This is a genomic window from Kitasatospora sp. MAA19 (genome assembly GCF_029894125.1).
Lineage (GTDB): Bacteria > Actinomycetota > Actinomycetes > Streptomycetales > Streptomycetaceae > Kitasatospora.
This window is the reverse complement of sequence record NZ_JARXYZ010000054.1, coordinates 21,339-35,313: the sequence shown is the minus strand read 5'-3', so window position 1 is coordinate 35,313 and position 13,975 is coordinate 21,339. Positions and strand designations below refer to the sequence as shown.

At 74.3% G+C, this 13,975-nt stretch carries 9 protein-coding genes; 5 read left to right on the top strand and 4 right to left on the bottom strand.

What is annotated here, in order from left to right; genetic code table 11:
- The first annotated feature begins 94 nt into the window (after positions 1-94).
- Positions 95-2,887: a LuxR family transcriptional regulator gene (locus P3T27_RS39185; RefSeq protein ID WP_280686128.1), complete on the top strand. Its 2,793-nt coding sequence runs from the start codon at positions 95-97 to the stop codon at positions 2,885-2,887.
- 11 nt (positions 2,888-2,898) lie between these two features.
- On the opposite strand, the gene P3T27_RS39180 is transcribed toward P3T27_RS39185, so the two are convergent.
- Entirely contained in the window at positions 2,899-3,816 is a 918-nt protein-coding gene (locus P3T27_RS39180; protein WP_280686127.1) for an LLM class flavin-dependent oxidoreductase, read from the bottom strand.
- Positions 3,817-4,134: 318 nt separating this feature from the next.
- On the opposite strand from P3T27_RS39180, the gene P3T27_RS39175 reads away from it, so the two are divergent.
- On the top strand, positions 4,135-6,249 hold the full coding sequence (locus P3T27_RS39175) for a phospholipase C, phosphocholine-specific (RefSeq protein ID WP_280686126.1): 2,115 nt from the start codon (positions 4,135-4,137) through the stop codon (positions 6,247-6,249).
- 175 nt (positions 6,250-6,424) lie between these two features.
- On the opposite strand, the gene P3T27_RS39170 is transcribed toward P3T27_RS39175, so the two are convergent.
- Complete coding sequence (locus tag P3T27_RS39170) at positions 6,425-8,320, bottom strand: HAMP domain-containing sensor histidine kinase (RefSeq protein ID WP_280686125.1); 1,896 nt, start codon at positions 8,318-8,320, stop codon at positions 6,425-6,427.
- Positions 8,310-9,026 carry a response regulator transcription factor gene (locus tag P3T27_RS39165; protein WP_280686124.1) on the bottom strand — a complete coding sequence of 239 codons (717 nt, stop codon included), beginning with the start codon at positions 9,024-9,026 and terminating at the stop codon, positions 8,310-8,312. Before P3T27_RS39165 ends, P3T27_RS39170 begins: the two co-directional genes overlap by 11 nt.
- A 218-nt stretch (positions 9,027-9,244) precedes the next feature.
- Between P3T27_RS39165 and P3T27_RS39160 the strand changes: the two genes are divergently transcribed.
- Together P3T27_RS39160 and P3T27_RS39155 are read left to right on the top strand one after the other, a co-directional pair.
- The gene (locus P3T27_RS39160) at positions 9,245-10,195 is read left to right on the top strand and encodes a M20/M25/M40 family metallo-hydrolase (protein WP_280686123.1); all 951 of its coding nucleotides are present in this window, start codon (positions 9,245-9,247) and stop codon (positions 10,193-10,195) included.
- Between the two features lie 26 nt (positions 10,196-10,221).
- The gene (locus P3T27_RS39155; protein ID WP_280686122.1) at positions 10,222-11,646 is read left to right on the top strand and encodes a M1 family metallopeptidase; all 1,425 of its coding nucleotides are present in this window, start codon (positions 10,222-10,224) and stop codon (positions 11,644-11,646) included.
- 108 nt (positions 11,647-11,754) lie between these two features.
- Here the strand turns inward: P3T27_RS39155 and P3T27_RS39150 are convergent, their stop codons facing one another.
- Entirely contained in the window at positions 11,755-12,723 is a 969-nt protein-coding gene (locus tag P3T27_RS39150) for an NAD(P)-dependent oxidoreductase (RefSeq protein ID WP_280686121.1), read from the bottom strand.
- A 202-nt stretch (positions 12,724-12,925) separates the two neighbouring features.
- Here P3T27_RS39150 and P3T27_RS39145 point away from each other — a divergent pair, with 202 nt between their 5' ends.
- The gene (locus P3T27_RS39145; protein ID WP_280686120.1) at positions 12,926-13,933 is read left to right on the top strand and encodes a cytochrome c oxidase assembly protein; all 1,008 of its coding nucleotides are present in this window, start codon (positions 12,926-12,928) and stop codon (positions 13,931-13,933) included.
- Positions 13,934-13,975: the final 42 nt, after the last annotated feature.

Here is a 13,975-nt window from a genome sequence, read left to right as displayed (position 1 = left end):
ACGACATCCTCGTCACCGACAACGGCAACGAAAACCTCTCCACCACCCTCCCCCGCACACCCGACCAGGTCGAAACCTGGATGGCGACGCTGCGATGAGCAGGCGCAGCCCGCTGGTGGAGCAGGTCTGCGGACAGCTGCGGCAGGGCGGCGCGGTGGCGGTGGTCGGGCCGACCGGGTACGGCAAGTCCCAGGTCCTGGACGCCGTGAGCACCCAGTGGCAGGCGGCCGGGGAACCGGTGGTCCGGCTCAGCTCGGCCCCCGCCGACGCGCACATCGCCTACGCGCCCCTGGTGGACCTGTTCGCCGTCTGCCCGGCCGAGGTGTCCGGCCAACTGTCCGATCTCCAGCGCTCGGCGATGGACTGGGTGCTGCGCCGCGTCGCCGGGCCCGAGCCCGATGCCGCGACCTTCCGCGTCACGGTCCTGTCCTGCCTGCAGGCGTGGGGGCGCCGGGCCCGGCCGCTGCTGGTCGCCGACGACGTGCACTGGTGGGGGCCGGGCAGCCTGGACGTGTTCGGCTTCGCCGCACGACGCAGCCGCGGCAGCGTGTCGCTGCTCGCGGCGCTGCGCCCCGACGGCCCGTCGCCGCACGACGTCCTGGGCGGCGGCGCGGTCGAGATCGGGATCCCCCCGCTCAGCCCGCAGGAGTCGGCGGCCATCGTGCGTTCCTACGGGCTCCCGCTGCGGACCGCCGGCCGGATCCACGCCGCGACGGGCGGCAATCCGCGCCTGGTCTCGGACATCGCCTGCGGACTGGCCCGCGCCGGGACGCCCGCGACCGCGCTGGACGTCCGGCCGCTGGCCCCGCACGCGCGCAAGGCGACGCACGCCTGGCTGGCCGATCTCGCCGAACCGGTGCGCCGGGTCCTGCTGTTGGCGGCGCTCGCGGCGGATCCGTCCCTCGACGCGATCCGCCGCGCCGCCGGCGTGACCGCCGACGCGGCGCTGGCGGCCGCCGAGGCGGCCGGGCTGATCCGGGTGGCCGACGGCACGGTGCTCTTCCCGGCGCCGGTCGTGCGGGAGGGCGTCATCGCCGAGGCCGGCGGAGAGGCCGTGGGCCGTGCCCACCGCGCCCTGGCGGAGGTCTCGGCCGGAGCCGACGACCGGACCTGGCACGAGGCCTCCGCGCTGGCCCCCGCCTCAAGCGCCCCGCGCCTGGTCCCCGGGCTGGCCGACGCCGCCGCGGCCGCGCGCGAGCGCGGCGACCGCGCCCGGGCCGCCGAGTTCGGCCTGCTGGCGGTCGACCGCGCCGACGGCACCCGGTCCGACCTGCTCGTCGAGGCCGCCCGGGACGCCGCCGCCGCCGGGCGCCTCGACCTCGCCTGGACGGCCCTGGACCGGCTGGAGCGGACCCAGGCCGGGCCCGCGGCGTCGGCCCGGGCCCGGATCGCCGTCGTCGACGCGGCCGGGCGGGGCGCCGCGCTGCTGGCGGACGTCGCCGCCCAGGCCCTGGCCGACGCCACCGCCGCCGGCGAGCCGATGCTGGTCTCGGCGGCGCATCGGCGGCTGGCCTGGAGCACGCACGTGAACCGGGGCTACCCCATCGAGGCGCTCGCCCACGCCCGGCACGCCGTGACGTGGGCGGAGCGGGCCGGCGACCGGGCCGGACACTCGGCCGCCGTGACCCTGGCCGCCCGCATCCAGCAGGGCCGGGGCCTGACCGGCGACGCCGGGGCGTTGCGTGTCGTGCTGGAGTCGGGCGGGGAGATCGGGCTGGGTGGGGCCGGCGGGTCGGGCCGGGCGAACGGGTCGGGCGGTGTGTTCACCTCGGCCGGACCGGACTGGTCGGCCGGGGGCAGTCGGATCGACGACGACCCGCGGTGGGTCCTCGTCCGCTTCGCCCTGCTGGACGACCGGCTCGGCGAGGCCGGCCTGCTGCTCGACGAGCTCACCCGGACGCTCGGACGCGACGGTGGCCCCGCCGATCTGAGTCGGCTGGTGGGCATCGCCGTGCAGATCCACGCGCACAGCGGGGAGGGTCACACCGCGCGCGAGGAGGCCGGCCGGCTGCTGGCCCTGGGCCGCGAGCTGGGCGCGGCCCCCGGTCCGCCCTGGTACGCGGCGGCGACCGCCGAACTCGCCGGCGGGACCCTGGAACAGGCCCTCGCGTACGCACGGCTCGGCCTGTCGGCGTCGGAGGAGGAGGCGGACATGGTCTTCGTCGCCCAGTGCCTGCAACTGACCGGCATGACGCGGCTGCTCCTGCGGGACACCGCCGGCGCCCTGGCGGACCTGCTCCGGGTCCGCGAACTGGCGCGGGACCTGGCCATCGGGGATCCGGCGGCGATCCGCTTCGACGCCGATCTCGCCGAGGCCCTGGTCGCGGCCGGGGATCTCGACGCGGCGGCGCGGACGGTCTCGGCGGCCCGGCACCGGGCCGAGGAGCTGGGACGGCGGGGCGTACTGGCCTCGCTCGACCGCGCCGAGGCGCTGTGCCGCACCGCGACCGGCGACTTCGGCTCGGCCGAGGACCTGCTGGTCCGGTCCCTCGACGCGTTCGCGGAGTTGGGATACCCACTGGAGTGCGGCCGGGTGCTGCTGACGCATTCGGCCGTCGAACACCGACGCAGACGCCCGGCCCGCGCCCGGGAGTTGCACGCGCGGGCCGAGGAGGTTTTCCACCAGGCGGGGGCGCCGTTGTGGGGGCCGGGCCGGCCGGAGCAGGCCGGGACGCCGTCCTGGCTGGCCGGGCTGACGGACGCGGAGAAGCGGATCGCCGAGCTGGTCGCCGAGGGGTACGGCAACCGGGACATCGCGGCCGCCCTGTACGTCAGCGTCAAGACCGTCGAGGCGATGCTCACCCGGATCTACCGCAAGTTCGGGGTGCGGTCGAGGGTCCAACTGGTGGCGCTCGCCCGCAAGGACGAGCGCCACCAGGGCCGATGACCGCGGCCTTGTCAGACGCGAGCGCGGTTCGCGGGCGCGATCTGCTCAAGGACGTGCGCGGGAGTGGCGAAGTGCCCCGACTCGCGCGGGTAGTGGACCACGATGTCGGTGAAGCCCAGTTCCGCACAGCGCCCCGCGACGTCCTCGAAGGCCTGCGCCGACTGCATCGTCGGCAGCGGCGAGAACCCGGTCAGCAGCGTCCGGCGCAGCGACTTCGGGTCGCGGCCCTCCTGCTCGCACGCCGTGTCGAGTTCCTCCATCCGGCGCGCGAGGATGCGCCAGGTCGACGCCTCGGTCCGCTCGACGTCCCTCGGCCCGTCCGCATCGTCGGTGGCCACCCACGACGCGCCGTACCGCGCCACGGTCCGCATCCCGACCGGGCCGCTCGCCGCCAGCACGAACGGCACCCTGGGCCGCTGCACGCAGCCCGGCTCCATCCGGGCGTCGACCGCGTCGTAGTACCGGCCGCGGAAGGTCGTTCGCGGCCGGCCCTCGGGACCGGCGGTCAGCAGCAGGTCCAACAACTCCACCGACTCGCGGAACCGGCCGCCGCGCTCCTGCACCGACCAGCCCTTCCCGTCCTCGCCCTGGCCGACCACGGTGGCGTCGTTGTCGATCGAGCCGGCGCCGAAGCCGAGGACGAACCGGCCCTCGCTGATGGTGTCCAGCGTGAGCACGTCCTGTGCGAGCGGCACCGGATGCCGGTAGTTCGGCGAGGACACCAGCGTCCCGAGCCTGAGCCGCGAGGTCACCACGGCAGCCGCGGCCAAGGTGGGAACGGCCCCGTACCAGGCGCCGTCCGGCAGCCCCGCCCAGGTGATGTGGTCATAGCTCCAGGCGGTGTCGAATCCCAACTCCTCCACCCGCCGCCACATCGACACCGCCTCCTGGAACGGACGGTCGGGCAGGATACAGACGCTGATACGCACAACGGACTCCAGACGGTGATCGGTTTCTCCTCCGTCCCTGATACCCAGGCCCACCCCGATCCACCTGCGCCTCCGGTGCCCCGTCAGATCTCCTGACCACGGCCGCCCACCGGGGAAGGCGGCCTCCTCCAACGGCCCGCACCCCACGGCCCGACGCGCGGCCGCCCGACGGGATCCGGCGAAGTTGGCTGAACAGGAATTGGTCGAACGCTCATGCGGCGTTCGCCGGAGCTCCGTGTACGGCCCGGCCGCTGCGCCTATGTTCGAACCTTCTTGGTACCCGTACACCTGTGCACCCGAGACAGGAAAGGACATCACGTGGCCTCCATCGACCGACGCCGATTCCTCCAGCTGGGCGGCGCATCCGCCGCCGCCGCCGGCCTGGCGGCGTTCCCGCCCGTGGTCAGCAAGGCCCTGGCAATGCCCGCGATCAGCAGGACCCGGTCGATCGAGGACGTCGAGCACGTCGTCATCCTGATGCAGGAGAACCGTTCCTTCGACCACTACTTCGGCACCCTGCGCGGCGTGCGCGGGTTCGACGACCCGCGCCCCACGCTGCTGCCGAACGGGAAGCCGAACTGGCGCCAGCCCGCCGCCGGGGTGAAGACCGGCCGCTACCACGACCGCGGCCTGCCCGCCTCCGAGCAGGAGGTGCTGCCCTGGTACATCGACCCCGGGAACACCACCGAGTACCAGGCCGGCACCGACCACGGGTGGAGCAGCGGCCACCTCGCCTGGAACGAGGGGCGCCACGACCAGTGGGTGAACCAGAAGCAGGACGTCATGACGATGGGCCACCTCAAGCGCCAGGACCTGCAGTACCACTTCGCCCTGGCCGACGCCTTCACCGTCTGCGACGCGTACTTCTGCTCGGTGCACGCCGACACCGCCCCCAACCGCATCTACCTGTGGACCGGTACCAGCGACCCGCGCAACGCGTACGGCCGCAAGCCGAACGGGCCGGGCCTGTGGGAGCGCAACAACACCAACGGCTACACCTGGACCACGTACCCGGAGCGCCTGGAGGCGGCCGGCGTCAGCTGGAAGCTGTACCAGGGCGGCTCCGGCGAGCCGGGCACCCCCACGGACAACTACACCGACAACTCGCTGATGTTCTTCGAGCGGTTCCAGGTCGCCGAGGGCGCGTCGGGCCCGCTGGTGGACAAGGGCGCCACCGACCACACGCTCAAGGAGTTCCGCGCCGACGTCCAGCAGGGCCGGCTGCCGCAGGTCTCCTGGATCGTCCCGCCGTACAAGTACAGCGAGCACCCGTCCGCCACGCCCACCGACGGCGCGTACTACATCAACCTCGTGCTGGACGCGCTCACCTCCAACCCCGAGGTCTGGGGAAAGACCGTCTTCCTCATCAACTACGACGAGAACGACGGCCTGTTCGACCACGTCGTCCCGCCGATGCCGCCGGTCGTCAGCGGCCCGGGCGGCCAGGGCATGGTCTCCCGCAGCCTGGAGGCGAGCCTCGGCGACGAGCTGCTCGACCTCGGCAGGTACCCGGGCGAGATGAGCCCGCTGGTCCCCGGCGCCGATCCGGGCGGCCGGCAGCCGATCGGCCTGGGCCCGCGCGTGCCGCTGCTGGTCATCTCCCCGTGGTCGCGCGGTGGTTGGGTCTGCTCGGAGACCTTCGACCACACCTCGGTCCTGCGCTTCCTGGAGACCAGGTTCGGCATCGCGGAGCCCAACATCAGCGCCTGGCGCCGTTCGGTCTGCGGCGACCTCACCTCGGCCCTCGACTTCTCCGGTGCCGACCCGAAGCCGGTCTCGATCCCGGTGCCCGCGCCGATCGCCTCGCAGGGCAAGCCCTACCAGGTGCCGCTGCCCCAGCAGATGCCCACCCAGGAGCGGGGCACCCGGCCGGCCCGCGCCCTCCCCTACGACCTGCGGGTCAACGAGGACGAGACGGACACCCCGGGGCAGTTCCGGCTGGAGCTGGACAACTGGGGCGACGCGGGCGCGTGGCTCTACGTCTACGACCGGACCGCCCCCAAGGCGGCCCCCCGCCGCTACACCGTCTCGGCCTACGACAACTTCAGCGACTTCTGGCCGCTGACGGACGCCGGCGGCTACCACCTCGCCGCCCACGGCCCGAACGGGTCGCTGCAGGAGTTCGAGGGTGAGCTGCGCGCCGAGTTGGTCGCGCGGTTCACCCCGCACGGCACCAGGGTGAAGGTCCAGGTCCGCAACAACGGGGAGGCGACCCGTACGGTGACCGCCGCCGACGCCTACGCGAAGGGCCCGTCCGCGCCGGGCCACCGCATTCGCCCCGGCGACTCGGCGCAGTTCACCTTCGACGTGGACGCCCACAGCCGCTGGTACGACATCACCGTCGCCGCCGTGGACGGCCCGGCGTTCCGCCGCCGCTGGGCCGGCCACCTGGAGAACGGCCGCCCCGGCACCAGCGACCCCGGCCCGCGCTGACCTGGCCTGGCCTGGCCTGGCCACGCCCGTGCCCCGTCGCTGCTCGGCGACGGGGCACGGGCGTCGGTGCGGGCGCGGGGCCGACGCGGGGCCGGCGCCGGGGCAGAGCGCCGGCCCGGGTCGGTCCTCCGCCAGGACCCGCACGCGGCGCCGGGCGGGGAACCCGATGCGCGGGTCAGGGCGATCCGGAGTCCCGCACGATGTCCGGACAGGTGCGGTCCTCCGGGCTTCGGGAGCCCGACGGCAGCCGCACGGTGAACACCGACCCCGCGCCCGGGGTGCTCGCCACGTGGACGCCGCCGCCGTGGAGTTCGGCGAGCTTGCGGACGATGGCGAGGCCGAGACCGCTGCCGCCGGTCTGGCGGTTGCGGGACTTCTCGGCCCGCCAGAAGCGCTCGAACACCAGCGGCAGGTCCGCCGCGGCGATGCCGGTGCCGGTGTCGGCGACCTCGATGAGCAGGGCGCCGGCCCGGGCGCGGGCCCGCAGGGTGACCGTGCCGCCCGCCGGGGTGTGCCGGACGGCGTTGGCGACCAGGTTGCCCACCGCCTGACGCAGGCGCACCGGGTCCGCGAAGACGTCCACGCCGACTGCGGCGCCGGCCGGGTCGACGGCCAGGGCCACACCGGACGCCTGCGCCTGCGCTCCGTGCGCGGTGGCGACCTGCACCAACAGGTCATCGACGTCGACGGGTTCGCGGTACAGGGCCAGTTCGCCCGCGTCGGCGGCGGCGAGGTCCCGCAGGTCGTCGATGAGGTGCTGGAGCAGCAGGGCCTCTTCGAGCAGGGAGCCCGTCAGGGCCCGGTCAGCGGTGGCGACCCCGTCCTCGACGGCCTCCAGCCAGCCGCGGATGTTGCTCAGCGGGGTGCGCAGCTCGTGCGCGATGTCGCCGACCATCGCCTTGCGCAGGTCCTCCAGTTGCCCGCGCCGTTCGGCCATGGCGTTGAAGGCGGCGGCGAGTCCGGCGATCTCGTTGCGGCCGGTCACGGTCACCCGGGCCGAGAGGTCCCCGTCGGCCATCCGCCGGGCCGCGTGGGTGAGCGCGTGCAGCGGCCTGGAGAGCCGTAGTCCGACCGTCACCGTGATCGCCACGGTCGCCACCAGCACCAGGGCGGCCACCTCGGTGACCCGCCCGGGGTGGGCGGAGGTCAGCACGGGGGCCGCGCCCCCGGCGCCGACCGGGGCGCCGACGAACAGCAGCACGGGCGGCGCCACGTACTGGACGAGCTGCTGCCGGCGGGCGTTGGTGAGGCAGGCGGAGGTCACCTGGTCCTGGCGCGGGTCGCCGGACGGGGTCCCGTCCGGCCCCAGGGTCAGGGTGACGGGACGGATCTGCTGGCGTGCCAGGCAGGCGTTGACGAGGCCGGTGAGGTCGGCGAGGGCGGCCGTCTCGGTACGGGTGGGAGCGCTCACCACCATGGGGGCCGCGCAGCGCACGCCGAGGGCACGGTCGTCGGCGGTGCGCAGGTGCGGCCGCCCGGCGGGGTCATCGGTGACGGTCGCCTCGATGCCGAGCGCCGTGCGCAGACAGTCCGCCTGCTTCACCAGGCCGTCCTCCAGCGCCGCGTGCTCGGCCGGGGTCAGTCGGAACGGGCCCACCGCGCGGGCGTCGATCCGGTCGCTCGGCGCGCCGGGCAGCATGGCGAGGTCGACGGAGAGCGGGTCGACGATGGTGGTGGGCGTACGGGGCAGGGCCGCCCGCTCGACGGCGGGGCCCTGGGTGACAGCCGTGCCCGACCCGGCGGACGCGGTGGGAGCAGGGCCCGCCGCGGAGTCGATGACCGGTTCGAAGCGCGGGGTGGCCAGCACGATGCGCTGCCCGGTGGCGGCCGCGAGCCGCCGCACGGTCTCCTGCGCGCCGTTCCAGTCGGGGTGGGTCGCGGCGTAGCCGAGCAGTTCGTGGTAGATCCGGGTCTGGTCCGCGAGGACCTGGGTCTGCTCCTGCTTGATCGCGCCGGTGGTGGTGCGGGCGGCCAGCCAGGCCGTCGCGGCGATGGAACAGAGGGAGACCAGCGCGGAGAGCGCGAGCAGTCGGACCGTCAGGCTGCGGCGCAGCGGGGTGTCACGACGCAAGGCGCGGTTCCTCCGCGAGCTTGTAGCCGATGCCGTACACCGTCAGGAGGCTGACGGGGCGGCGCGGGTGCGGTTCGATCTTGCGGCGCAGGTTCATCACGTGGGTGTCGACGGTACGGGTGGTGATGTACCGGTCGATGCCGTGCAGGTGTTCCAGCAGCTGGGCGCGGGTGAAGACCCGGCCCGGCTGGGCGGCCAGTACCTCCAGCAGCCGGAACTCGGCGGGTGTGCAGCTGACGGGCCGTCCGTGCGCGGTGACCTCGTGGCGCAGGGGGTCGACGGTGAGGGGCCCGACGCTCAGGGCGGTCGCCGGCGCGGCGGTGTCCCGGGGAGGGGCCGTCGGGGAGCCGCGGCGCACCAGGGCGCGGACCCGGGCGACGAGTTCCCTGGGGCTGTAGGGCTTGGTGAGGTAGTCGTCGGCGCCGAGGTCGAGGCCGAGCAGCAGGTCTTCCTCGGCGGAGCGGGCGGTCAGCATCAGCACCGGCAGGGCGGACTCGGCGCGCAGGACGCGGCAGACGTCGAGGCCGTCCAGGACGGGCATCATGACGTCCAGGACCAGGAGTTGCGCCGGGCCGCGGCGGGCCTCCTCCAGCGCGGCACGGCCGTCGTGGACGACGACGACGTGGTGCCCTTCGCGTTCCAGGTACAGGCGGATGAGGTCGGCCTGCTTGGGATCGTCCTCGGCGACCACGACATGTGCGCACATACGGATGATCGTAGAGCGCCCCCGAACGGCTCTCGACCTGGCCGGCGGGCCGGGCCGGCGGTCGGGGTCCGCACCAACTCGTCACGAACCATGCCACTTCACCACCACTTCCAGATCATGATCCGACCGCTTCCTGACAACTTCCTGACACCGACCGGCCAGTGTGGCGGAGTCCGCCGGGGGGTGACCCCCCCGGACCTGCTCCGAAAGGTCCCCGCGTGAAGTCGTCCTCCCGCCTGCTGCCCCTCGCCGCCCGCGCCCTCGGGGCGGCCCTGGTCCTGTCCACGGTCCCCGTCGCCGCCACCACCGTCGCCGCCACCACCGCCGCGGCCGCGTCCGTCGAGGGCATGCGGGCCCCCGCCGCCCCGACCGTCTCGGAGCAGGACGTGATGCCGCACCTGCGGGCCCTGCAGCGGATCGCCGACCGCAACGGCGGCAACCGCGCGCACGGCACCCGGGGGTACGCGGAGTCGGTGGCGTACCTGCGGCACGCGCTGGACCGGGCCGGCTTCCACACCGAGCTGCGCCGCTTCGACCACGGCGGCGAGGCCGGCTACAACCTGATCGCCGACTGGCCGGGCGGCGACCCGAACCACGTGCTGCTCACCGGCGCCCACCTGGACAGCGTCAAGCAGGGCCCGGGGATCAACGACAACGGCTCCGGCTCGGCGGCGGTCCTGACCACCGCCCTCCAGGTGGCCGAGGCCCGGCTCAAGCCCGCGCGGCACCTGCGGTTCGCCTGGTGGGGGGCGGAGGAGGTCGGGCTGGTCGGCTCCGCCGACTACGTCAAGGGCCTGTCCCCCGACGACCGCAAGGCGATCGACCTCTACCTCAACTTCGACCAGACGGGCAGCAAGAACACCAAGCAGTGGCTCGTGGTGAAGGACGGGCAGCAGGCCGACAGCGCGGCCGGGCAGGCCTTCGAGTCGTGGTTCGCCGCCCGGGGCCTCGCCACCTTCGACGTCGGGGTGGGCGGCTCGGACAACGAGTCGTTCGGCAAGGCCGGCATCCCGTCCTCCGGCTTCAGCACCGGCATCTCGGACTGCATCCACGACGCGTGCGACAACCTCGCCAACGTCGACCCGGCCACGGAGACGACCAGCACCAACGCCCTGGTCGGCGTGGTGTGGCAGCTCGCCGCCACCACCCCCGCCACCAGCCGGCCCTGACCACCCGACACCCGCAGGAGGCAGAGATGCGCAGAACACCGACGACCCGCCGCCGGACCGCCGCCGTGCTGGCGACCGCGACCGCCCTCGGCGTCGCCCTGACGGCCCTGCCCGCCTCGGCGGCGACCGGCATCGGGGACCCGTACTTCCCCGACGACGGCAACTCCGGCTACGACGTGGGGCATTACGACGTCCGGATCGCCTACGACCCGGCGCGCACCGACCACCTGGACGGCGACACCACCGTCACCGCCCGGGCCACCCGGGCGCTGGACCGCTTCAGCCTGGACCTGAAGGGCTTCACGGTCGCCTCGGTCACCGTGAACGGCACGCCGGCGCGGTCGTTCTCGCGCTCCGGCGAGCACAAGCTGGTCGTCGTCCCGGCCCAACGGGTCGCCCGGGGCGCCACGTTCGCCGTCCGGGTGACGTACGCCGGCACGCCCGACGCCGAGGGCTGGCACACCCTGGTGGACGGCGGCGCGAACGCGGCGGGCGAACCGCACTCCGCGACCTCGTGGTACCCGTCCAACGACCACCCGTCCGACAAGGCCACCTTCGCCCTCACCGCGACCGTCCCCGACGGCTGGACCGCGATCGGCAACGGCCTGCCGGGGCCGACCACCACCGACAACGGCACCACGACCTTCCGCTGGCACGAGGACCGCCCGATGGCGACGTACCTCAGCACGGTCGCCATCGACCGGTTCACCGTCCACCGGGCGCAGCTGCCCGACGGCAAGCCGGTCATCTCGGCGTACAGTCCGGGCGTTGAGATCGACGCGGCCCTGGAGGCCGCGCAACCCGAGATCCTGACCTTCCTGGCCTCGAAGTTCGGCCCGTACCCGTTCTCCTCGGCGGGCTCGATCGTGGTCGGCCCGGCCAAGACGCCCAGCCACGGCGCGGGGGCCCTGGAGACGCAGAGCCGGCCGACGTACAACGGGATGATCTCCGACGAGGGGGTGGTCCACGAGAGCACCCACCAGTGGTTCGGCGACAGCGTCTCGTTCACCGACTGGCGTGACGGCTGCCTCGCCGAGTGCTTCGCCCAGTACGCCAACCAGTTGTGGGAGGAGCACAAGGGCGCCGACCTCGACACCGGCTTCTACGCCCACACGGTCGCCGGCAACAAGGACAACCCCTCGTACTGGTCCACGAAGCTGTACGACCCGGGGAAGGGCAGGGAACTCGACCCCGCCCTGTACTTCAAGGGCTCCCTGATGCTGCACGCCCTGCGGCGCACCGTCGGCGACGACGCCTTCTTCACCACCCTGCGCCGCTGGACCGCCGACCACGCCTACGGCAACGCCTCGTTCCCGCAGTTCGAGGCGCTGGCGGCGCAGGTGTCGGGCAAGGACCTCAAGGGCTTCTTCGACGCCTGGGTCCACGGGACGACGATCCCCGCGAAGGAGTACCTCTACCCGGGCGCCCTGGCCGCCCTGGCCGGCCGGTAGCCCTCCGCCGGGCCGGGGCGGCTCCGGACCGGAGCCGCCCCGGCCTGCGGCCACGAGCCTGCCCGGCACAGCCGACCCGAAGCCTGTGAACGGACGGCGAGCCCGAGCCTACGAACCGGCCGCGAGCCCGAGCGCCCGGCGGTACCAGGGCGCGGCGGCGGGCAGCCGGGTGAGGGGTCCGGGGCCGGGCGGGCAGGCGGCGCGGCGCCAGACGTCGTCGCTGCGGTACCAGTGGTCGCGGGCGATCAGGGCGAACTGGCGCTCGGAGACCCGGCCGGGGGTGGCGGCGAGCAGCCGGCGGCACTCCTCCCAGGGCGTGTCCGGACCGTCCAGGGCGGGCAGCAGGCCGAGCTCGGCCAGCGCGCCGAGCAGGTCGCCGGCCCGGACCGGCTCGGGGTGGCTCGCATGGTGGACGCCGGGCGGGACGACGTGCTCGTCCAGGGCGAGGGCGGTGATCAGCCGGGCCAGGTCGGCGCGGTCCACCACGGAGAGCCGGGCGTTCCCGCCCGCCCAGGGCACCGGCACCCGGCGGACCAGATCGGCCAGCGCGGGCACCACCCAGCGGTCGCCCGTCCCGGTCACCAGGCCGGGCCGCAGCACGACGGCGCCGGCCGCCAGCGCGACGCGTTCCCCGAGCAGTCGGGTCCGGCTGGCCTCGGAGACCGGGGCGGCCGGTATCTCGTCGACCCGTATGCCCGCGTGCGGCCCCTCGCCGTAGACCGCCGTCGTCGACAGGTGGACGATCCGGCGCACCCCGGCCCGGGTCGCGGCGGCCGTCACCGCCTCGGTGCCGCGCACGTTCACCGCCTCGCACTCCTCGGCGCCGCCGGAGACCCGGGAGGCCAGGTGGAGCAGCACCTCGGCGCCCTCGCAGAGCTCGGCCAGCGCCGCCTCGTCGGCGAGGTCGCCCGGCACCCAGGTGGTGGCGCCGCGCTCCGCCGGCACCGCGCGGGCCAGCGCGCGCACCCGCGCGCCGCGGGCGGTGAGGGCGGCCAGCACGGCGGAGCCGATGAAGCCGGTCGCCCCGGTCAGGGCGACCGTGGTCCGCCCCTGGTGTTCCTGTCCCGCCGCCGCCATGGCACCGTCCCTCCCCGTCGACCGGCCGGTCAGTCTATCCAGCCGTCGTCCACCCGGCGGCCACCCGTACGGAGGGGGCGGGGCACGGCCCGAGGTAAGGCCCGCCTAGGCTGTATGCCAAGCAAAACGGGCGAACCGGACCCTCCCCAGGGGCCACGAGGACGGAAAGCAGGGCCCCCCGATGGGCGACGGAATGTCAGGCATGCACCACCACGGCGGGATGACCCAGCTAGGCCCGTTCACCCTCTCCAACGTCTGGACCTGGTCCCCCGACTGGGTGTTCCTGCTGGGCGGTCTGGTCGCCCTGGCGCTCTACGCGGCGGCCGTGGTCCGGCTCCACCGGCGCGGCGACCGCTGGCCGATCGGCCGGATGGTCGGCTGGGCGGCCGGTGTCGGCTCCATGATCCTGGTCACCTGCACCGGGCTGAACGACTACGGCATGGTGCTGTTCAGCGCGCACATGATCCAGCACATGGTGCTCTCCATGCTGACGCCGATCCTGATGCTGCTGGGCGCCCCGATCACGCTGGCGCTGCGCGCGCTGCGGCCGGCCGGCAAGGGCCGCCCGCGCGGGCCGCGCGAGCTGCTGGTGGCGCTGCTGCACAGCCGGTACGTCCGGGTGGTCTCGCACCCGGCGTTCACCATCCCGCTGTTCATCGCGAGCCTGTACGGGGTCTACTTCACCCCGCTGTTCGACTTCCTGATGCAGTACCGCGCCGGGCACATCTTCATGATGGTGCACTTCCTCTTCACCGGCCTGGCCTTCTTCTGGCCGATCATGGGCGTGGACCCGGGCCCGCACCGCCCCGGCCACGTGATGCGGATCATCGAGCTGTTCATGGGGATGCCGTTCCACGCCTTCTTCGGCGTGGCGGTGATGATGGCCGCCCACCCGCTGGTCACCACCTTCACGGTGGAGGGCGCGCCACCGGGCACCGACCTCCTGGAGGACCAGAAACTGGCCGGCGGCATCACCTGGGCCTTCGGTGAGATCCCGACCGCGATCGTGCTGATCGCGCTGGTGTACCAGTGGATGCGCTCCGAACAGCGGCAGGCCCGCCGCAGCGACCGCGCCGAGGAGCGCAGCGGCGACGCCGAGCTGGCGGCGTACAACGCCTACCTGGCCTCGCTGCACAAGCGCGGTCCGCGCCCGGCGGCCCCCGCCGCCACCCCGGCCGCCCCCGTGACCCCGGCGGCCGACGCGGGCTGAGCCCGCCGCCGCCCGCTGCGGAACCCCCGTTCCAGTCCGGAA